Annotated in this window: 15 protein-coding genes and 1 pseudogene; 8 read left to right on the top strand and 8 right to left on the bottom strand. The window is 73.3% G+C overall.

The features are described 5' to 3' along the window. Positions 1 to 150: 150 nt before the first annotated feature. On the top strand, positions 151 to 1,824 hold the full coding sequence (locus ACQ9ZG_RS08150; RefSeq protein ID WP_109917104.1) for an alkaline phosphatase D family protein: 1,674 nt from the start codon (positions 151 to 153) through the stop codon (positions 1,822 to 1,824). Positions 1,825 to 1,894: 70 nt separating this feature from the next. Here the strand turns inward: ACQ9ZG_RS08150 and ACQ9ZG_RS08145 are convergent, their stop codons facing one another. Further along, entirely contained in the window at positions 1,895 to 2,947 is a 1,053-nt protein-coding gene (locus ACQ9ZG_RS08145) for a Gfo/Idh/MocA family protein (RefSeq protein WP_258312366.1), read from the bottom strand. Positions 2,948 to 3,037: 90 nt separating this feature from the next. On the opposite strand from ACQ9ZG_RS08145, the gene ACQ9ZG_RS08140 reads away from it, so the two are divergent. Next, positions 3,038 to 4,444 (top strand): multidrug effflux MFS transporter, encoded by a 1,407-nt coding sequence (locus tag ACQ9ZG_RS08140; RefSeq protein ID WP_028415482.1) that lies wholly within the window; start codon positions 3,038 to 3,040, stop codon positions 4,442 to 4,444. A gap of 297 nt (positions 4,445 to 4,741) precedes the next feature. Here ACQ9ZG_RS08140 and ACQ9ZG_RS08135 read toward each other — a convergent pair whose 3' ends face one another. After that, the gene (locus ACQ9ZG_RS08135; RefSeq protein ID WP_109917185.1) at positions 4,742 to 6,094 is read right to left on the bottom strand and encodes a hypothetical protein; all 1,353 of its coding nucleotides are present in this window, start codon (positions 6,092 to 6,094) and stop codon (positions 4,742 to 4,744) included. Positions 6,095 to 6,298: 204 nt separating this feature from the next. On the opposite strand from ACQ9ZG_RS08135, the gene ACQ9ZG_RS08130 reads away from it, so the two are divergent. After that, positions 6,299 to 7,294 carry a small ribosomal subunit Rsm22 family protein gene (locus ACQ9ZG_RS08130; RefSeq protein ID WP_415736777.1) on the top strand — a complete coding sequence of 332 codons (996 nt, stop codon included), beginning with the start codon at positions 6,299 to 6,301 and terminating at the stop codon, positions 7,292 to 7,294. 122 nt (positions 7,295 to 7,416) lie between these two features. On the opposite strand, the pseudogene ddaH reads toward ACQ9ZG_RS08130, so the two are convergent. Continuing rightward, a pseudogene (gene ddaH / locus ACQ9ZG_RS08125) lies at positions 7,417 to 8,259 on the bottom strand (dimethylargininase); the annotation flags it as partial. Positions 8,260 to 8,465: 206 nt separating this feature from the next. Between ddaH and ACQ9ZG_RS08120 the strand changes: the two are divergent. Beyond that, a complete protein-coding gene (locus ACQ9ZG_RS08120) occupies positions 8,466 to 9,116 on the top strand; it encodes a TetR/AcrR family transcriptional regulator (RefSeq protein WP_109916340.1) in 651 nt (216 codons plus the stop codon). 152 nt (positions 9,117 to 9,268) lie between these two features. Beyond that, the gene (locus ACQ9ZG_RS08115; protein WP_026237299.1) at positions 9,269 to 10,015 is read left to right on the top strand and encodes a bifunctional DNA primase/polymerase; all 747 of its coding nucleotides are present in this window, start codon (positions 9,269 to 9,271) and stop codon (positions 10,013 to 10,015) included. 175 nt (positions 10,016 to 10,190) lie between these two features. Here the strand turns inward: ACQ9ZG_RS08115 and ACQ9ZG_RS08110 are convergent, their stop codons facing one another. The 4 genes from ACQ9ZG_RS08110 to ACQ9ZG_RS08095 form a co-directional block, all read right to left on the bottom strand. Continuing rightward, on the bottom strand, positions 10,191 to 11,186 hold the full coding sequence (locus tag ACQ9ZG_RS08110; RefSeq protein WP_109916339.1) for an SCO2278 family lipoprotein: 996 nt from the start codon (positions 11,184 to 11,186) through the stop codon (positions 10,191 to 10,193). A 210-nt stretch (positions 11,187 to 11,396) separates the two neighbouring features. Then, positions 11,397 to 12,239 carry a heme ABC transporter ATP-binding protein gene (locus ACQ9ZG_RS08105; protein ID WP_028415488.1) on the bottom strand — a complete coding sequence of 281 codons (843 nt, stop codon included), beginning with the start codon at positions 12,237 to 12,239 and terminating at the stop codon, positions 11,397 to 11,399. After that, positions 12,236 to 13,438 (bottom strand): FecCD family ABC transporter permease, encoded by a 1,203-nt coding sequence (locus ACQ9ZG_RS08100; RefSeq protein WP_258312320.1) that lies wholly within the window; start codon positions 13,436 to 13,438, stop codon positions 12,236 to 12,238. Before ACQ9ZG_RS08100 ends, ACQ9ZG_RS08105 begins: the two co-directional genes overlap by 4 nt. Continuing rightward, positions 13,435 to 14,502, bottom strand: a complete 1,068-nt coding sequence (locus tag ACQ9ZG_RS08095) for a heme/hemin ABC transporter substrate-binding protein (RefSeq protein WP_028415490.1) — start codon at positions 14,500 to 14,502, stop codon at positions 13,435 to 13,437. The genes ACQ9ZG_RS08100 and ACQ9ZG_RS08095 overlap by 4 nt, the downstream gene beginning before the upstream one ends. A 174-nt stretch (positions 14,503 to 14,676) precedes the next feature. Here ACQ9ZG_RS08095 and ACQ9ZG_RS08090 point away from each other — a divergent pair, with 174 nt between their 5' ends. The 3 genes from ACQ9ZG_RS08090 to ACQ9ZG_RS08080 all read left to right on the top strand — a co-directional run bounded on the left by ACQ9ZG_RS08090 (position 14,677) and on the right by ACQ9ZG_RS08080 (position 18,835). Beyond that, positions 14,677 to 16,155, top strand: a complete 1,479-nt coding sequence (locus ACQ9ZG_RS08090; protein ID WP_499280184.1) for an HtaA domain-containing protein — start codon at positions 14,677 to 14,679, stop codon at positions 16,153 to 16,155. 85 nt (positions 16,156 to 16,240) lie between these two features. Next, on the top strand, positions 16,241 to 17,938 hold the full coding sequence (locus ACQ9ZG_RS08085) for an HtaA domain-containing protein (protein WP_499280182.1): 1,698 nt from the start codon (positions 16,241 to 16,243) through the stop codon (positions 17,936 to 17,938). Between the two features lie 138 nt (positions 17,939 to 18,076). After that, positions 18,077 to 18,835, top strand: a complete 759-nt coding sequence (locus ACQ9ZG_RS08080; RefSeq protein ID WP_109916321.1) for a PhzF family phenazine biosynthesis protein — start codon at positions 18,077 to 18,079, stop codon at positions 18,833 to 18,835. On the opposite strand, the gene ACQ9ZG_RS08075 is transcribed toward ACQ9ZG_RS08080, so the two are convergent. Further along, the gene (locus ACQ9ZG_RS08075; RefSeq protein WP_018486812.1) at positions 18,825 to 19,490 is read right to left on the bottom strand and encodes a biliverdin-producing heme oxygenase; all 666 of its coding nucleotides are present in this window, start codon (positions 19,488 to 19,490) and stop codon (positions 18,825 to 18,827) included. The two genes, ACQ9ZG_RS08080 and ACQ9ZG_RS08075, sit on opposite strands and share 11 nt — an antisense overlap. Positions 19,491 to 19,551: the final 61 nt, after the last annotated feature.

Below are 19,551 nucleotides of genomic sequence, written 5' to 3'. Positions count from 1 at the left end.
GCACGAGGCGTCGGCGGAGGGCCGCGCATCGGGCACGCGGTGCTCATCGACCCGCCATGCGGATGTTGTGCACGCGACAACGGCGCGTCGGGCACCGGCGGTGCGCTGGATTCCGACAGCATCCGGCTCCATCCGACCAGCGAGGGGCATATGACAGCCGCACAGACAAGCATGGCCCCGGTCCGCGACGACCGGCCCGCCGAACTTCCCACCGCCACCCGTCCGTTAGCCCGGAACGGAGGCCTGGACCGCCGCCGGCTGCTCACCGGGGCGGGAGCCGTCGCCGCGCTCGCCTTCTCGATGAGCCTGCCCGCCGCCGGGACGGCGAGCGCCGCCGTGCTGGACGCCCGGCGCATCACCGAGGACCCCTTCACCCTCGGCGTGGCCTCCGGCGACCCGCTGCCCGACTCCGTCCTCATCTGGACCCGGCTCGCGCCCCGCCCGTACGAGCCCGGCGGCGGCCTCCCCGCCTCCCGGGTCGAGGTCCGCTGGGAGCTGGCCCACGACGAGGGGTTCCGGCGCATCGTGCGGCGCGGGTGGGTCACCGCCCACGCGGAGTACGGCCACAGCGTCCGCGCCGAGATCCAGGGCCTGGACTCCGGCCGGGTCTACCACTACCGCTTCCTCACCGGCAGCTGGACCAGCCCCACCGGCCGCACCCGCACCGCCCCCGCCGCCGGAGCCCGTACGGCCTCGCTCACCCTGGCCGCCGTCTCCTGCCAGGCGTACCACGACGGGTACTTCACCGCCCACCGCCACCTGGCCGCCGAGGACGTCGACGTGGTCTTCCACCTGGGGGACTACCTCTACGAGTACGCCGTCAACGCCACCGGCGGCGCCCGCAACTACACCGACCGCCGCCTCCCCGCCCACTTCAACCGCGAGACCGTCACGCTGGAGGACTACCGGCTGCGCTACGCCCTCTACAAGTCCGACCCGGACCTGCGCGCCGCCCACGCCGCCCACCCCTTCGTCGTCACCTGGGACGACCACGAGACCGAGAACAACTACGCGGGCGAGATCCCCGAGAACGACGTACCGCCCGAGGAGTTCCTGCTCCGCCGGGCCGCCGCGTACCGCGCGTACTGGGAGAACCAGCCCCTGCGCACCCCGCAGCGCCCCACCGGCCCCGACATGCGGCTCTACCGCCGGATCGGCTTCGGGCGGCTCGCGCAGTTCGACATCCTGGACACCCGGCAGTACCGCAGCGACCAGGCGTACGGGGACGGCTGGCGCACCCCCGGCCCGGAGTCCGAGGACCCGGCCCGCACCATGACCGGCGCCGCCCAGGAGCGCTGGCTGCTCGACGGCTGGCGCGCCTCCGACGCCACCTGGAACGTCGTGCCGCAGCAGGTCACGCTCGCTCAGCGACGGGACGTCCCCACCGCCGCCTACAAGCTCTCCATGGACGCCTGGGACGGCTACCCGGCCGCCCGGCAGCGGCTGCTGGACGGGGCCGAGTCCGCCGGGGTGGCCAATCTGATGGTGCTGACCGGCGACGTCCACGTCTCGTACGCCTTCGACCTGAAGAAGGACTTCGACGACCCGGCCTCCCGGACCGTCGGCACCGAGATCGTCACCACCTCGGTCTCCAGCGGCAAGGACGGTGCGGAACGCCCTGCCAACTGGGAGAACCAGACCCGCGCCAACCCGCACATGAAGCACTACAACGGGCGGCGCGGCTACGCCCTGGTCACGCTGACGGAGACGGCGGCCCGCGCCGACTTCCGCACGGTGTCGGCGGTCACCACCCCCGGAGCCCCGGTCACCACGGCCGCCTCCCTCGTCACGGAGGCGGGGAACCCGGGGCTCCACCCCGCGTAGAACAGGTCCGCGGTCCGCCGGTCAGGGCCCGTGTGGTGTCGGCGGTCCGCCGGTCAGGGCCCAGGCGGTATCAGCGGTCCGCCGGGTAGCGGACGCCGATGCGGTCCCGTACCGCGTCGAGCGTCCGCATCACCGCGAGCGTGCCCTCCAGCGGGACGAGCGGGGACTCCGTCTCACCCGCCCGCACCGCGCGCGCCACCTCGGCCGCCTCGTACTGCATCCCGGACAGCCCCCGGGGCCCCGGCCCCGAGGTGACCGTCTCCGGCTCCTTCCCCGCGCGGTGCAGCACGAAGTGGTCCGGGTGGAAGAAGTCGCGCGGGAGGTCGATCCGGCCCTCCGTGCCGATGACGGTGGCGGCCGTCGGGTGGTGGCCGACGATCGAGCAGGAGAGCAGCGCGGTGGCGCCCGACTCCCAGCCCAGCAGCATCCCCGTGTTCAGGTCGACCCCCTCGGGCGAGAGCAGCGCGTCGGCCTGGATCCGGTACGGCTCGCCCAGCAGCAGGTGGGCGAAGGCGACCGGGTAGACCCCGAGGTCCAGCAGCGCGCCGCCGCCGAGGTCCGGGTCGCGCAGCCGGTGACCGGGGGCGAAGTCGCCCGCGAAGCCGAAGTCGGCCTGCACGGTGCGGATCTCCCCGATCGCCCCGTCCCGTACCAGCTCGGTCAGTCGGCGGACCACCGGGTTCAGGTACGTCCACATGGCCTCCATCAGGAAGAGGCCCTGGTCCCGGGCGAGTACGACCAGCTCCTTCGCCTCCCGGCTGTTGAGCGTGAACGCCTTCTCGCACAGCACGTGCTTGCCGGCCTTCAGCGCGAGCGAGGCGGCCGCGTGGTGCGCCGAGTGCGGGGTGGCCACGTACACCACGTCCACCGTGTCGTCCGCGACCAGCTCCGTCCAGCTCCCGTAGGCCCGCGCGATGCCGTGGCGCTCGGCGAAGGCCCGCGCCGAACTCTCCGTACGCGAGGCGACGGCCACCACCTCGGCGTCCGGCAGCGCCTGCACGTCCGCCGTGAAGGTCGCGGCGATGCCGCCCGTCGCCAGAACCCCCCAGCGCACCGTCGTCCTGCCCGCACCGCCGGTCCCGCCCGCCCCGACCGTGCCGCCCGTTCTGTTCGTCCCGCCCATGCCCGCCCCACCCCGCCGTAACGAAAAAGGTTTCGACCACTCCGTCCGAGCTGAGAGCATAGATGCGGATTCAACGATTCGGAGAAGAGAATGCCGGAGAGCGGCGGCAGCCGGGCCCAGCGAGAGCACATACCCAACCCCGGCCCCGGGGCCGGGCCCCCGCCCACCCTCCCGGCGCAGGCGATCAGGGCGGCCGGGGCGGACACCGTGTCCGGGGCGGCCGGAGCCGTGGGAGCGGCCGAGGCGGCCGCCGGGCCGACGGCCCAGGCCCTGCGGACCGCCCGGCGCACCGGGTTCCTGGTCACCATGGTGCTCGGCGGGCTCACCGCACTCCCGCCGCTCTCCATGGACATGTACCTCCCGGCGCTCCCCGCCGTCACCGACTCCCTCTCCGCCCCCGCCGCCACCATCCAGCTCACGCTGACCGCCTGCCTGGCCGGGATGGCGCTCGGCCAGCTCGTCGTCGGACCGATGAGCGACCGGTGGGGCCGCCGCAAGCCGCTGCTGCTGGGCATGGTCGTCTACGTCGCCGCCACCGCGATCTGCGCGCTCGCCCCCACCGCCGAACTCCTCATCGGCTTCCGCCTCCTCCAGGGGCTCGCGGGCGCGGCCGGGATCGTGATCGCCCGGGCGGTGGTGCGGGACCTCTACGACGGCGTGGAGATGGCCCGGTTCTTCTCCACCCTGATGCTGATCTCCGGCGTCGCCCCGATCATCGCCCCGCTGATCGGCGGGCAGGTGATGCGCTTCACCGACTGGCGCGGCATCTTCGTCGTGCTGACCGGGATCGGCGTCCTCCTCACCCTCGTCGTCTGGAAGTGGCTGCACGAGACCCTGCCGCCCGGCAGCCGCCACACCGGCGGGGTCGGCGACGCCCTGCGCACCATGCGCGGGCTGCTCGCGGACCGGGTCTTCACCGGCTACATGATCACCGGCGGGCTCGCCTTCGCCGTCCTCTTCGCGTACATCGCCGCCTCGCCCTTCGTCGTGCAGGAGATCTACGGGGCCTCCCCGCAGACCTTCAGCCTGCTCTTCGGCCTCAACTCGATCGGCCTGATCGCCGTCGGACAGATCAACGGCAAGCTGCTGGTGGGCCGGTTCCGCCTGGACAAGGTGCTCGGCTTCGGCCTCGCCGTCATCGTCCTCGCGGCCCTCGCGCTGCTGCTCATGACCCTGGGCGTCTTCGGGGAGGTGGGCCTCGTCCCGATCGCCGCCGGGCTCTTCGTGCTGATGTCGGCCATGGGTGTGGCGATGCCCAACACCAACGCCCAGGCCCTGATGCGCACCAAGCACGCGGCGGGCTCCGCCTCCGCGCTGCTCGGCACCTCCTCGTTCCTGATCGGGGCGATCGCCTCGCCGCTGGTCGGTATCGCGGGCGAGGACACGGCCGTCCCGATGGCGGTCGTGCAACTGGTGTGCGCGGTGGCGGCGGTGGGCTGCTTCCTGGCCCTGTGCCGCCCGTGGCAGCGGGCGGGCCGCGAGGCGGCGGGGCTGTGACGCGCGCCGGGGGGTGATCCGGTACGCGTCCGTGGGGGCCGGGGCGTACGCGGCCCCGGGGCCTGGTCCGTACGGCCCTTGTCCGTGCGGTCGGGTCCGTACAGCCTGGTCCGTGCGGTCCGGTCCGTACGGTGCGGTGGGTCGGTGGGTCGGTGGGTCGGTGCGTCGGGGGCCGTCCACTCCGTGCGCGGACAGCCGATGCGTCCGGGCGGCAGATGAGTCCGGCCGATGCGGTCCTCCGGCCGATCCGTCCGGGCGGCAGATCCGTCCGTCCGCCCGGTCAGCCCGTCCGCCCGGTCAGTCCGTACGCGGATAGCCGATCAGATGCGTCCGGTCCTGCCGGTCCGTCCAGCGGAACACCCCCACCCCGGTCGCCTCCGCCCCCGGCAGCCGGGCGTTGCGCGAGAGCCGGGAGACCGTCCAGGCCGTGAGGTCCACCGCGACCGGCAGCCCGCCTCCGGAGAGCGCGTCCGCCGCGTCGCGCGCGTTCTCGGCCCCGTACGCGATGCCGTCGTCGGTCACCGTGGCCAGCGACAGACGGCCGACCCCGTCCGCCCCCTCGAAGCAGCGCCCCCGGCCCGCCTCCAGGTCGAAGGCCAGGTTCCCGGCGACGAGGTGGTCACCGGAGGGGGAGAGGACCGCCTGCGGGTGGCGCCCCGGCTCTATGGCGGGCCGGTGGCACTCCACCGAGGCCAGCACCCGGCCGGTCGCCGCGTCGTGGACCGCCCAGAGATCGTGGGTGGCGGCCCGCTCCGCCTTCTTCTCCAGGGCCCACCTGGCCAGCACCCGGCCCGGGGCCACCGAGGTGACCACACCGTCGGCCCGGTCCGTGCCGCCGGGCGCCACGTTCCGGCTGAACCAGCCGCCGCGCACCCAGAACTCCCGCGCCCCGCCCACGAGCAGGCCCGCGCCGGTCTGCCCGTACACCTCCGTGAGCTGCTTGCAGGCCGGACAGCCCTTCGGATACTGCAGCCTCCCCGCGCCCACCGCGGAGACCGCCCCCGTGACCGGGTCGACCAGCGTGCTGTTGGCCCGCCCGTCGCTGATCACGATCTCCGGGCCGCTGGTGCTGACGCCCGGAGCCCCGGACCACGGCACCTCGACCCGCCGCTGGGAGCCGTTCGTCACGTCGTACAGATCGAGCGCCACGAAGGTGGAGGCGGGGGTCATCCCGTCGCCGGCCTTCCCGTACGACCAGGTCACGAAGTACTGCCGGTCCTGCGCGGTGACGGTGGCGAGCCTCGGGTAGTGCGGCGGGTCCGGCGGCCGCGACGCCTGGCCGCTCCAGCCCGGTTCGCCGGTGGCGGTGTCGATGGTGCGCAGCCGGTAGCGGTGCCCCTCCGTACGCTCCAGATAGGCAAGCCGACCCGTCGTGTGGGAGACGGCGACCTCGGGGGAGGCACCGATGACCTCCCAGCCCCGGTCGGTGGTGTACTGCGGCGGAACGGTGAGCCGGGTGACCGGCCCGGCGCTCCGCGCGACCCGCCCCGCCGGGTGGGGAGCGGCGCCGGAGACCTCCGTACGACCGCCCGTGCCGTGCCCGTCGTCGCGTCCGCCGCCGGGGGAGCCACCGCAGGCCGCCAGCAGGAGGAGCAGGACGAGGAGGACCACCCCGCCGACCAGGGCCGGCCGCACGGCCTGCTGTCTCATGGCTTCCCCCGGTGGCCCTGTCCTGCCTGGTCCCGTGCCCTCTCCCGCGCGGGCCAGCGTAGCAATCGGCCCCGGACGGCGTGGAGTTCACGGAAATCCCGTTCGTACGGGTGACGGGGCACTGCTGGGGGGCTCCCGAGCCCGCTCCCGTACCCCACCCCGGACGGAATACATCCGCCCACCCCCTCCGCCTACAATTCGGCGGTGAACGTCACCCTCCCCACCGCCCAGTCCCTGCGCGCCGCCCTGGCCGGGCTGCTCGACGGGCTGCCGCCGAAGCAGGCCGCGCAGGCCGTCGACCGGCTGATCGCCAGCTACCGCGGGGAGACCCCGACGAACGCCCCGATCCTGCGGGACCGCTCCGACGTCGTCGCGTACGCGGCCTACCGGATGCCCGCCACCTTCGAGGCCGTACGGTCCGCCCTCGACGCCCTCGTCGAGGCCGCGCCCGACTGGGCGCCCGCCACCCACACCGACGTCGGCGGCGGCACGGGCGCGGCGAGCTGGGCCGTGGCCGGGGCGTGGGGCGGCGCGGCGACGACCGTCCTGGACTGGGCCGAGCCCGCACTGGAGCTGGGCCGCGAACTGGCCGAGGCGTCCGGGGTGCCGGGGCTGCGGGAGGCACGCTGGGAGCGGGCCCGGATCGGCGCGGCGCTGGAGCTGGCCCCGGCGGACCTGGTCACCGTCAGCTACGTACTCAAGGAGCTGACCGCCCGGGCCAGGACCGAGCTGGTCGACGCGGTGGCCGGGGCCGGACAGGCCGTGGTGATCGTGGAGCCGGGCACCCCGGACGGCTACGCGCGGATCATCGAGGCCCGGGACCGCCTGGTCGCCGCCGGGCTGACCATCGCCGCCCCCTGCCCGCACAGCGCCGCCTGCCCGATCGCCCCCGGCACCGACTGGTGCCACTTCTCGGCCCGGGTCAGCCGCTCCTCCCTGCACCGCCAGGTCAAGGGCGGCTCGCTCAGCCACGAGGACGAGAAGTTCAGCTACGTCGCCGCCACCCGCTTCCCCACCACCCCGGCGCCCGCCCGCGTCACCCGCCGCCCCCAGATCCGCAAGGGCCAGGTGCTGCTGGAGCTGTGCACCCGGGACGAGGGCCTGGACCGCTCGACGGTCACCAAGCGCCACGGCGAGCTGTACCGGGCGGCCAGGAACATCGCCTGGGGCGAGCCCTGGCCGCCGGAGGGCACCGCCTAGGAGGCCGGGTCGCGGAGCGGACTCGACGCGTCGGACCTCGTCGGGGCCGGTACGTCCACACAGGGGTGCCGTCACACACGGGTGCCGTTCCCCCAGGGAAACGGCACCCGCGCGCCCGCCGACTACCCCCGCAACTCCTGCGTACAGCACTTCACGCTGCCGCCGCCCTTGAGCAGTTCGCCCAGGTCCATCGGGACCGGCTCGAAGCCGCGGTCCCGGAGCGGGTCCAGCAGGCCCGTCGCCGCCTGGGGGAGCAGGACGTGGCGGCCGTCGCTCACCGAGTTGAGGCCGAACGCCGCCGCGTCCGCCTCCCGGGCGAGCAGGGCGTCCGGGAAGAGCCGGCGCAGGACGGCGCGGCTGCCGGGGGAGAAGGCGTCCGGGTAGTACATGATCTCGTCGGCCGCCGCGTCCAGCACGCAGAGCGCGGTGTCCAGGTGGTAGTAGCGCGGGTCCACCAGGTCGAGCCCGATGACCGGCAGCCCGAAGAACTCCTGCGCCTCGTCGTGCGAGAGCGGGCTGGAGCGGAAGCCGCGCCCGGCCAGGAGGTAGGAGGCGGTGACCGCGAAGTCGCCCTCGCCCTCGTTGACGTGGTCCGGCTCGCGGATGTCGGTGAAGCCGTGCTCGCGGAACCACTCGCGGTGGGCCTCCGCCTCCTCGAACCGCTCCCGGTAGGCGAACAGGGCGCCGAGCACCCGCCCGTCGATCACGGTGGCCCCGTTGGCCGAGAAGACCATGTCCGGCAGGTCCGGGCGGGGGGTGAGCAGTTCGACGGTGTGGCCGAGGGAGCGGTAGCGGTCGCGCAGGTCCTCCCACTGGGTCTGGGCCAGCGGCAGGTCGACGGGTTTGGACGGGTCCATCCACGGGTTGATGGAGTAGGTGACCCGGAAGTGCGTCGGGGCGCACATCAGGTAGCGACGAGGGGTGGCGTCACGGTTCAAGTCGGGCTCCTCGCGATCGGCGGCCGGAACCGCGGAACGGTGGGATACGCACGGTCTGCGCGTGAGCCCATGGTGCGCCGTGCGGGCCGGATCCGCAGTGGACCGATCGGGTGGTTCGGCGGATCATCCTGTGCGAGCCGGGCGGCCGGTCCTGCGGCGGCCGGTCGACGGCCCGTTTCCGGCGGATTTCAGCAAGACGATACGTATCGGCTCGTCCGCGCTATGTTGGCCGCATGGCACCCCGCAAGGCTCCCGACGCCGGCCGCCGGAGCGACCGCTCCCGCCGCGCCATCTACGACGCCGCCCTCGCCCTCGTCGGTGAGAACGGCTACCGGCGTACGACGATCGAGGGTATCGCCGCCCGCGCCGGGGTCGGCAAGCAGACGATCTACCGCTGGTGGCCCTCCAAGGCGGCCGTCCTGATGGAGGCCTTCCTCGACATGGCCGCCCGGGCCGCCGGGCAGGCGGCCCCGGAAGGAGACGGGGGCGCGGACTCCCGGAACGGCGGTGAGTACGGCATCCCCGACACCGGGGACCTCGCCGCCGACCTCAAGCTCGTCCTGCGCGCCACCGTCGACGAGTTGAACGATCCCCTGATGGAGGCCCCCACCCGGGCGCTCACCGCCGAGGGCATCGTCGACGCCGCGCTGGGCGCCGAATTCGTCGAGAAGCTGCTCGACCCCCAGCTCGCGCTGTACGTCACACGGCTGCGGGCCGCCCAGGAGGCCGGGCACCTCCGGGCCGACGCCGATCCGCGGACCGCCCTGGAACTGCTGATCGCGCCCCTCACCCACCGCTGGCTGCTGCGGACCCTCCCGCTCACCCATGCGTACGCCGACACGATCGTCGACTACGCCCTCGGGGGGCTGGCCCCACGGCCTTGATCCTTATCCGTTATGTGGTGACATCGGGCGTGATGGTGCTCACTCGGTGCGGTGGCAGACGGCCCCACTGGTGAACTCTGGCCACCCCGGCCGCCGGATGGTGCGACGATGGAGGGACGACGCTGAGGTGAAATGCTGAGGTGAGGGGATAGATGGGCGCCGATTCCGGCCGTTTCCGCGGCACAGAGAGCAGGATTTCCCAGTGGCTGCGGCGACGTCCCAAACCGACGGGGGCCGAGGCCGGGGAGACGGCCAGGGTGGAGCTGCTCCTGGCGGTCGCCGACGCGGGCATGCCCATCGCCCCCGCCGCCCACCCCCTCGGATACCGGTGTTCGTGCGAGCGCATCGGCTGTCCCACCCCCGCCCGGCACCCCGTCTCCTTCGCCTGGCAGACGCAGTCGACGACCGACCGGGCCCAGATCGAGCGCTGGGCCGACGGTCAGCCGCTCGCCAACTTCATCACCGCGACCGGCATGATCCACGACGTGCTGGACGTCCCCCTCACCGCGGGCCGCAGCGCCCTGGAGCGTCTTCTCGCGGCGGGCATCGACGTGGGCCCGGTCGCCCAGTCCGGCGAGGACCGGATGCTCTTCTTCACCGCCACCCGCGGCACCCCCGAGGACGAGGACGAGTGGTGGCCCTGCGAGCTGGACTGCCACCCCGAGACCCTGGACGCCCATCCGGGCCTGCGCTGGCACTGCCGCGGCAGCTATGTCCTGCTGCCGCCCGCCCGGCTCCCCGGTGAGCTGGACGTCCACTGGGTGCGCGGCCCCGAGTACGAGCTGCCCGACCCGCTGACCCTGCTGGAGACGCTCACCGACGCCTGCGCGCGGTACGCGGGGAGCGCGGAGCAGAGCGAACTGGACCACGACGCGGTCGCCTGGCCGCTGAGTCGATGAACCGCTGAATCGTTGAGCCGGACGAGCCGACGACTCGCTGAGCCCGACGAGCCCGACGAGCCCAACGACTTCCTGAGCCGCCGGGCCGCCGATCCGTCGGGCCCGCTGAGCCGCCGAGTCGACGGGGCGCCGTGCCGTGGACGGTCCTCGGCCGCCCGCCGCCCCGGCTCCGTACCTACTCGCCCTTCGCCGCCACCAGGCCCGGCAGCCGGTTCAGCACCCGTACCCGGCCGCCCGAGTCGCCGGACTCGGCGCGCGCGGGCACATGGACGAGCTGGCTGGAGATCCGCTCCTTGGTGAGGGTGTTGGTGACCTCGCCGGTCATCAGCGCCTTCACATCCGCGTTGGCCTCCGGCTTCAGCCCCTCTGCCGCTACCTGCCGCTCGAAGTGCTTGCTGCTGAAGAAGACCAGCGCCCCGCCGTCCTCGGTGCGCAGCCCGAGCGGCCCGAACGCGCCGTTGCCCAGCGGCTGGTCGACGTACTGGTACGAGAACCCCGCCCGCCGGGTCGTCCGGCGCGCCTCGCGCCACTGCGAGGTCGCCGTGCCCGGGGCGAACACGTCCGGTGTGCCCTTCTGCAGGTATTCGGTGTAGGCGGTGCTCAAGTCGGCCGGTTCCACGATCAGTTCGCCGCCCTGCGGCTCCACCGGTGTGGCGAGCCCGTCCCCGTCGAGGGTGAACTCCGGGACCTGGGAGGCCGGGACGACCCCGAGGTAGGACGCCTTCCAGAGCGCGTCGGGGCCGCTCCGTACGAAGACGACGAGCCAACGGGTGTCCAGCTTTCCGCCGTCCACGTCCCGGTTGGAATCGGTGTCCGCCAGGAACCAGCGCGGCCAACCGGCCTTCTTCGGGATGACGTAGGTCGCGTCGGTCAGCTCCAGGGGCTTGTGGCTCTTGTTGCCGTCCGGGCTGTACGTCTGCCGGGCCTTCAGCCCGGCCTGGTTGATCGCGCCCAGCGACCCCGTCACCCGGTCCGCGTCCAGCGCCGGATCGTACGCCCTGTCCGCCGCGTTGTAGGCGTCCGTGAAGTCCTTCAGCGCCTGGGCGGCCTCCGGCTCCGTGGCTCCCGGCAGCACTTCCCGCTCACCGTGGACCGTCACACAACCGCTCGCCGTCAGGCACAGCACCGTCGCCGCCGCGACCCCCGCCGTCAGTCGACCCAGCCTTGTCATCCGTTGCTTCTGCGCCTTCCGCATCCGTCGCCCGCGCTGACCGTCGAAACCCTACCGGGGCGGCGTACGGCGTGCGGGCACGGACCGGATACCGCACCCACACCGTGATCCGGCGCCCGGGGAGAACCCCGGAGTGCGGCGGGGAAGCACCCCGGGAGGCGACCCGCAGGCACCTCGCAAGCGCCCGGGAGGCCTACCGGGGACGGGAGTTCAGGCCGGGTGGCGTACGGGGACGACCAGCGGGGCCCCCGTACGCGGATGCGGGAACACCTCCACCGGCTGCCGGTACACCTCACCGAGCAGCTCGTCGCTGAAGATCTCCCCGGGCGGGCCCACCTCCGCGATGCGCCCCTGGTGCAGCACCGCCACCCGGTCCGCGTACGCCGCCGCCAGACCCAGATCGTGCAGGACCACCACCACCGCGTCCCCCGCGGCGGCCCGCTCCCGGCAGATCCGCAGCACCAGCTCCTGGTGGCGCAGGTCCAGGGCGGCCGTCGGCTCGTCCAGCAGCATCAGCGGAGCCCGCTGCGCCAGCACCCGGGCCAGCGCCACCCGGGCCTTCTCGCCGCCCGACAGCGCGGAGAACGGCCGCCCGGCGAACCGCGTCACCTCGGTGGCCGCCATCGCCGCCGCCACCGCCGCGTCGTCCTCGTCCTCCAGCGCCGTACCGGCCCAGGGCGCCCGCCCCATCCGTACGACGTCCTCCACCGGGAACGGGAAGGAGAGGACGGCGGACTGCGGCAGCACCGAGCGGCGCAGGGCCAGTTCGGGCGCGGTCCACTCGGTGGCGGGGCGGCCGCCGATGACCACGCGGCCGTCGCCCGGGGCCAGGTCGGCGGCGAGCGCGGCCAGCAGGGTGGACTTGCCGGCCCCGTTCGGACCGACCAGCGCCACCACCTCGCCCGTGTGCGCGGTGAGGTCGACGGCGTCCAGCACCTGCCGGCCGCCCAGCCGCACCGAGAGCCCGACGGCCTCGACGGCGGGTGAGCCGGGCGCGACGGGTGAGGGCAGCTCCCGGCTCCGTACCGCGAACAGGTCTCTCAGCGTCCTCATGCCCAACCACCTTGCTTACGACGGGTCCGGCGCAGCAGCCAGAAGAAGAACGGGCTGCCGAAGAGCGCGGTCAGCACACCGAGCGGCAGCTCGGCGGGGGCGGCCACGGTCCGGGCCGCGAGGTCGCCCGCGACCAGCACCAGCGCACCGCCCAGGGCGCTGCCCGGGACCAGGAAGCGGTGGCCGGGACCGTTCGCCATCCGCAGCAGGTGCGGGACGAGCAGCCCGACGAACGAGATGATCCCGGCCACGGCCACGGCGGCCGCCGTCAGCAGCGCCACGACCAGGACGAGCGTGATCCGCAGCCGCTCCACGTCCACGCCCAGATGGCGGGCGGGCCGCTCACCGAGGGCCAGCAGGTCCAGCTTGCGGGCGTAGAACGGGGCGATGAGCAGTCCGGCCAGGGCGCAGGGGAGTACGGCCAACACCTTGGGCCACGTGGCCTGGGAGAGCGAACCGAGCTGCCAGAAGGTGATCTGGGTGATCTGCGCGTTGTCCGCGAAGAAGATGAACAGCCCGATCAGCGCGCCCGCGAAGGCGTTGACGGCGATACCGGTGAGGATCAGCGTCACGACCTCGGTCCGGCCGCCGGAGCGCGAGAGCGTGTAGACGAGCAGCACGGTGGCGAGACCGGCGATGAACGCGAAGACGGTGATGGTCCAGTTGCCGAAGAAGGTCAGCCCGAGCGCGATGGAGGCGACGGCACCGACCGCCGCGCCCGCCGAGATCCCGATGACGCCGGGTTCGGCCAGCGGGTTGCCGAACACGCCCTGCATCAGGGCGCCCGCGCAGCCGAGCGAGGCGCCGACGAGCAGCGCCAGGACGACCCGGGGGAGCCGGACGTTCCACAGGACGCTCTCCCCGACCCGGTCCAGCGGCTGCCCGCCGAGGCCCATCCGGTGCTGGAGCGAGCCGAGGACGTCCCCGATGGGGATGGAGTACGCGCCGATCGCGGCGGAGAGCAGACACCCGGCGAGCAGGGCGAGCGAGAGCCCGACCGTGAGCACGAACGCCTTGCTGCGCGGGGACTTGGGGGCGGGGGGCGCCTCCGCGGAGGACCCTTCGGCCGCCGCTCCCGTGCCTGCGCCCGTACCTGCGGCTTCGGCAGCGCCGCCCGTCTCCGGGGGCTGCTCCTTGGAGAGGGACGGGCCCCGGCCGGGGCGGGCCTCGTCCGCCCGTTCCTCGTACGACGTCGTCACTGGCCCTTGCCGCCCTTCGCGTACAGCTGCTCGACGATGTCCGCGAGCACCCGGTCCGTGCGCGGGCCGTAGTTCAGCAGCACACCGTCGTCGATCGTGACGACCCGGCGGTCCATTCCGGCGGGCGTCTCCGCGATGCCGGGGATCTTCACCAGACCGTCCATGCCGCCCACCGAGTCGAACCCCTTGGTCATCAGGAGGATCGCGTCCGGCGCGGCCTTGGCGAGCGCCTCGCTGGTGATGGCGGTGAAGTCCTTCTTCAGCCCGGACGTCTTGCCCGCGTCGACCGCGCCCGCCGCCTCCAGCAGCGAACTCGCCCCCGACTCCGCGCCGCCCAGCAGATAGACGGAGGCCGAACCGCGCAGATAGAGGAAGGCGACCCGGGGCTTCTCGCCGTCGGCGTGGTCCGGGATGGTCTTCTGCACGGCCGCGATGCGCGCCTCGGTGCGCTCCTTCAGCTCGGTGCCGGCGGCCGGTACGCCGAGCGCCTCGGCGACCGTGTCGATCCGGCGGCCGACGTCGCCGAGCCCCTTGGCGGGTTCGACGACGAGCAGCGGGATGCCCGCGCTGCGGATCTGGTCGATCGCCTCGGCGGGGCCGGTCGTGGTGTCCGCGAGGACGACGGTCGGCTTCAGGGACAGCACGCTCTCCGCCGAGACGTCGTGGGCGCGGGTCACCACCGGGAGCTTCTCGGCCTGTTCGAAGGTGGCGGTGATGTCGCGGGCGACGACCTGCTTCCCGAAGCCGAGGGTGAAGACGATCTCGCTCAGCGATCCGGTCAGCGGCACGATCCGGTCGGTGGAGTCGATGGTGACCTTCTCGCCGTCCGCCGAGTCCACCGTCACCGGCAGCTTCGGGGCGGGCGCGGCGGCCAGCGGCTCGACCCGGTCCGCGTCGGCGGCGCCCTTCGCCGGCTTCGATGCGGAATCGTTGCCTCCGTCTCCACAGCCCGTCAGCAGCAGGGCGAGTGCCACCAGGACGGTGAGGGCGGCGCCCGCCCGGCCGCGGGCCGGCCGTCCGGCGTCCTGGCCCTGATGGGGGCCGTGGTCCTGAGAGATGCGCACGAGGCACCGTCCTGTCGTTCTGCGGTGGGTGGTTCGGGGTGGAGCAGGTGGTTCCGGGTGGTGCGTGTGTGGCGAATGTGGCGGGAGTGTGGAGGTGCCGGAGGGGTTCCGGCAGGGGCTTGGAATACCTTAGGTTAGCCTTACCTGCACATCCAGCCCTCGGAGGGGTCCCTCATGCTGCCGTCCAGATCCGCCCGCGCGCTCGCCGTCGCGCTCCTCGCGGTGCTGCTGGGAGCGATGCTCCCCGCCACCACCGCGCAAGCGGCCAGCCGCACGGTGCAGGGCGGACGGCTCGACTGGGGCATCAAGTCCTCCTTCCAGAGCTACGTCACCGGCCCCATCGCCCAGGGCAGTTGGAGCCTGACCGGCGGCGCCGCCACGGTCGGCGGCAGCCAGTTCCGCTTCCACTCCGCCAGCGGCTCCTACGACCCGGCGACCGGCGCCTTCAGCTCGGCCTTCTCCGGAGGGGTGCACTTCACCGGCCACAAGAAGGCCGACGGCACCAACGAGCTGGACCTCGTCATCAGCCGCCCCACCGTCAGGATCAGCGGCGGCAGCGGCACGCTCTTCGCCGACATGGTCAGCAAGGAGCGGGGGACCGGCAAGGTCTCCAACCGCTCCCAGGTGCCGCTGGCCACCCTCGGTCTCGGCGGGATCAACATGAAGGGCGGCTCCACGCCCATCGCCCTCAGCAACGTCCCCGCGACGCTGACCGCCCAGGGCGCCGGCGCCTTCGCCGGCTACTACACCGCCGGTACGCCGCTCGACCCGATCAGCCTCTCCGTCGACACCAAGGCCCCGGCCGAGCCGAAGCCCGCCCCGTCCGAGAAGAAGGACGAGGACGCGAAGAAGGACGAGGAGAAGGAGGCCGAGGACGAGGCCGAGAAGACGGCCGAGAAGGAGAAGGCGGGCCGCCTCGAGGACGCCGCCGTCGACTGGGGCGTCCGCCGCACCTTCCGCGAGTACGTCACCGGCTCCATCGGCCAGGGCAAGTGGACGCTGGCCGACGGCGCCCAGGACGGCGGGGCCCTCTTCCGCTTCCCGCAGGGCAAGGGCACGTACGACGCGAAGAAGCAGACGCTCGACGCCGGCTTCGGCGGTAGCCTCCACTTCACCGGCGCCCACGACCTCGACCTGAAGTTCTCCGCCGTCAAGGTCGCCGTGGCCAAGGGCGAGGGCACCCTCTCCGCGGATGTCACGACCGCGGGAACGACCCGCAAGAACGTCCCGCTCATCACCTTCGAGGCCAAGGACTTCGCGCCCGAGAAGGGCCTCGCGGTCCTGACCGAGGCGCCCGCCACCCTCACCGAGGACGGCTCCAAGGCGTTCAACTCGATGTACAAGGCGGGCACCGAGATGGACCCCGTCTCGCTCGCGGTCACCGTCGACGACAAGGCCCAGCTGCCGCCGCTGCCCGACCTCGGCAGCGAGCCCACGGCCGCCGCCGAGCCCAGCGCGAAGCCCTCGGCCGAGCCCTCCGCCGAACCGGTCGCCGCCGCCTCCGACTCGGGGCCGGGCGCCGGGACGTACGCCGCGATCGGCGGCGGGGTGCTGCTGCTCGCCGCGGCCGGAACGTTCTTCGCGCTGCGCCGCCGCAAGGCCGCCGGTACCGACTCCGCCACCCCGGGCTCCGACGCCCCCCAGACCTCCTGACGCCCCCCATGAGCGCCTTACGGTTCCTCATCCCCGCCCCCCACGCCTCCCTTCCTCCCCCCGTTCCATTAGGAGAACCACCGACATGGCAGCAACTCGCCGCCCCATAGCCCTCGCTGCGGCCGTCGCCACGGCCGCGGCCCTGGGCGCCACCTTCGCCCTCCCGGCCTTCGCGGACAGCGCCCCCGCCAAGCCCGCGGCCGAGGCCCCGCAGACGATCAAGCTGGAGTCGGGCACCCTGGACTGGGGTATCCGGGCGGGCTTCCGAGGGATGATCGACCGCATGGGCGGTACGGCCACCCTCGCGGACGGTGCCACCAAGAACGAGAACGGCACGTACAAGTTCCCCCTGGAGCAGGGTGAGTACGACCTCGGCACCCACAGCGTGACGACCGGCTTCAAGGGCAGCGTCCACTTCGAGGCCCACGGCGGCGTCCTCGACATCAAGCTGGCCGACTTCAAGGTCGTCACCGCCGGCAAGAGCGGCAAGATCACCGTCGATGTCACCACCAAGTCGCCGGGCAAGGACGCGGTCGTCAGCGACGACCTGGAGATGGCCAAGCTGGACCTCACCGACGTCGCGCCCGGGAACGGCGCCGCCGGCATGACGTTCGCGGACATCCCCGCCACCTTCACCAAGGAGGGCGCCGCGGTCTTCGGCTCCGCCTACAAGGAGGGCGATGTCATCGACCCCGCCACCCTGACGGTCAAGCCGGCCACCCCGACCACGCCGCCCACCACGCCCCCGCCCACCCCGCCGGTGACGCCGCCCGTGACCCCGCCGGTCACACCCCCCGTGACCCCGCCGGTCACGCCCCCGGTCGACCCGAAGCCCACCGAGACCGCCAAGCCGACCAGCGGCCCGGTCGTCGACGGCACCCTCGACTGGGGCGTCAAGAAGAGCTTCCGCTCGTACGTCGTCGGCCCGATCGCGCACGGCAAGGTCGAGACGGCCGACGGCGCCACCGCCAACGCCGACGGCTACCGCTTCACCAAGGCGACGGGTCACCTCGACGCCGAGAAGAACAGCCTCAACGCCCAGTTCAAGGGCAAGGTGCGCTTCCTCGGCCACGAGACCGCGGGCGACTACAAGCTCGACCTCTCCCTCAGCAACCTGAAGGTCGACGTCCAGGGCACGACGGGCAGGCTCGTCGCCGACGTCTCCACCAAGGACATGGCCTCCGGCAAGGTCAACACCTTCACCGGCCTGGCCTTCGCCGACCTGAAGGTGCCCGCGGGCGCCCTGGTCGCGAAGGAGGGCGTCGTGAACCTCAAGGCGATCCCGGCGACCCTGACCGAGGACGGCTCCAAGGCGTTCAGCAACATGTACAAGAAGGGTGACGAGCTGGACGCCCTGACCGCCGCCGTCTCCCTCGACAAGGGCGCGACGCTGCCTCCGGGCGGTTCGACGGAGTACGAGAACTGCGCCGAGGCCGAGGCGGCCGGCGTGACGCCCATCAAGAAGGGCGACCCGGGTTACGCGGCCCACCTCGACCGCGACGGTGACGGCATCGCCTGCGAGGCCGGCGAGTCCACCGGCGGCTCCGGTTCCGCGGGCGGTTCCGCGGGCGGCTCCACCACCGGCGGCGGCACGGTCGGCGGTTCGACCACCGGCGGTTCCACCGCGGGCGGTTCGGTGGGCGGCTCCGGCGCCCTGGCCTCCACCGGCTCGGACGTCCCCACCGGTCTCCTCATCGGCGCCTCCGGCCTGGTCGTGGCGGCCGGTGCCGGTGTCATGATCGCCGCGCGCCGCCGCCGCAACGCCGTCGACGCCACCGCCTGATCACCCAGCACCTCCCGAAGCACCCGCACCACCCGCAGGGCCGTACCGGCAGCACGCTCCACCGGTACGGCCCTGCGGCCGTCGCCCCCGGCTCCCCTCAACGCCCGCCCCACCCCCGGGTGATGCTTGAATGCGCACGTGAACCACTACGACGTACCCCGGGGCATCGACGTCCTGCGGGTGTTCTGCGGACCCGACGGACGCCACGGCAACGCCCTCGGTGTCGTACGCGACGGACGCGGCCACCCCGACGAGGCGTCCCGGCAGCGGCTGACCCGGCAACTGGGCTTCAGCGAAACCGTGTTCGTCGACGACCCGGAGCGCGGCCGGGTGGACATCCACGCCCCCGGGCGGCGGCTGCCGTTCGCCGGGCGTCCGCTCGTCGGCGCCGCCTGGCTGCTGGACCTGGAGGTCCTGGAGCTGGCCGTGGGAGACGTCTTCGCCCGCCAGGACGGGGAGTTCACCTGGATCACCGCCCGCCCCGAGTGGGCCCCGCCGCGCACGCTCCAGCAGTACGCGACGGCGGAGGAGGTGGCGGCGCTGCCGGCGCCGCCGCCCGGGGAGGGCCGGCTCTACGCCTGGGCCTGGGAGGACGAGGCGGCGGGGCGGGTCCGCGCGCGGGCCTTCCCGAGGCACGTCGATGAGCGCGGCGACAGCCGCTCCGGTGGAGCGGGGGCGTGCACCGGGGACACCGCCGAGGACGAGGCGACCGGAGCCGCGGCCATGCTGCTGAGCGCACATCTCGGCCGGGCCCTGAACATCGCACAAGGACGCGGCTCCCAGATCCTCACAGCTCCCGCGCCGGACGGCACGGTGGAGGTGGGGGGCCGCGTCCTGATGGCCGCCCGGGCTGAACCCCGGGCGGCCGCAAGCGAAATGACCGTCACTACGCGCTGAGCGGGAACACCTCGCCCAGCTCCCGGAAGACCGCGGTGTTCAGCGCGAACGCGCGCTTGCACTCCTCGATGATCCGCTGCTTCTCCAGGTCGTCCGCGTTCACCGCGTCCAGCAGCTCGCGGTAGTTCCGCTTGAAGGCGGCGGGGTTGCCGATCTCCTCGAAGACGTAGAACCGCACGCCGTCGCCCTTGCGCTCGAAGCCCCAGGTCTTCTCCGCCTTGTCGCGGATGATCTGGCCGCCCGAGAGGTCGCCGAGGTAGCGGGTGTAGTGGTGCGCGATGTACCCGGCGGGCCAGGTGCGGGCGCACTCGGTGACCCGGGCGGCGTACGCGGCGGTGGCGGGCAGCGGCTCCAGGCCCTCGCGCCAGTCCGCCCCGCGCAGGTGGGCGAGGTCGCGCTCCAGCTCGGTGGAGCGCATCAGCTCGGACTGTATGAAGGGGCCCGCGACCGGGTCGTTCCGCAGGGCCTCCGCGCCCTCCTCCAGCGCCCGGTAGACGAACCACAGCTGCTCGGTGTAGCGCGTGTACGCGTCGACGCCCAGTCGCCCGCCGAGCAGGTCACCCATGAAGGTCGAGGTCTCGGCCTCGGTGTGCTGTTCGTGCGACGCGGTGCGGATGAGCGTCGAGAAGGGAGTGACGGTGGCGGTTGCGTCCAAGGCGGGCCTCCGGGGCCGAGGGGACGGGAAGTCCAGAAACAGACGGAAATATCGGCAGGCG

It is taken from the genome of Streptomyces araujoniae, from assembly GCF_050871195.1.
Classification (GTDB): domain Bacteria; phylum Actinomycetota; class Actinomycetes; order Streptomycetales; family Streptomycetaceae; genus Streptomyces; species Streptomyces bacillaris.
The sequence above is the reverse complement of the archived record's forward strand: the minus strand, read 5'-3'. Positions and strand labels throughout refer to the sequence as shown.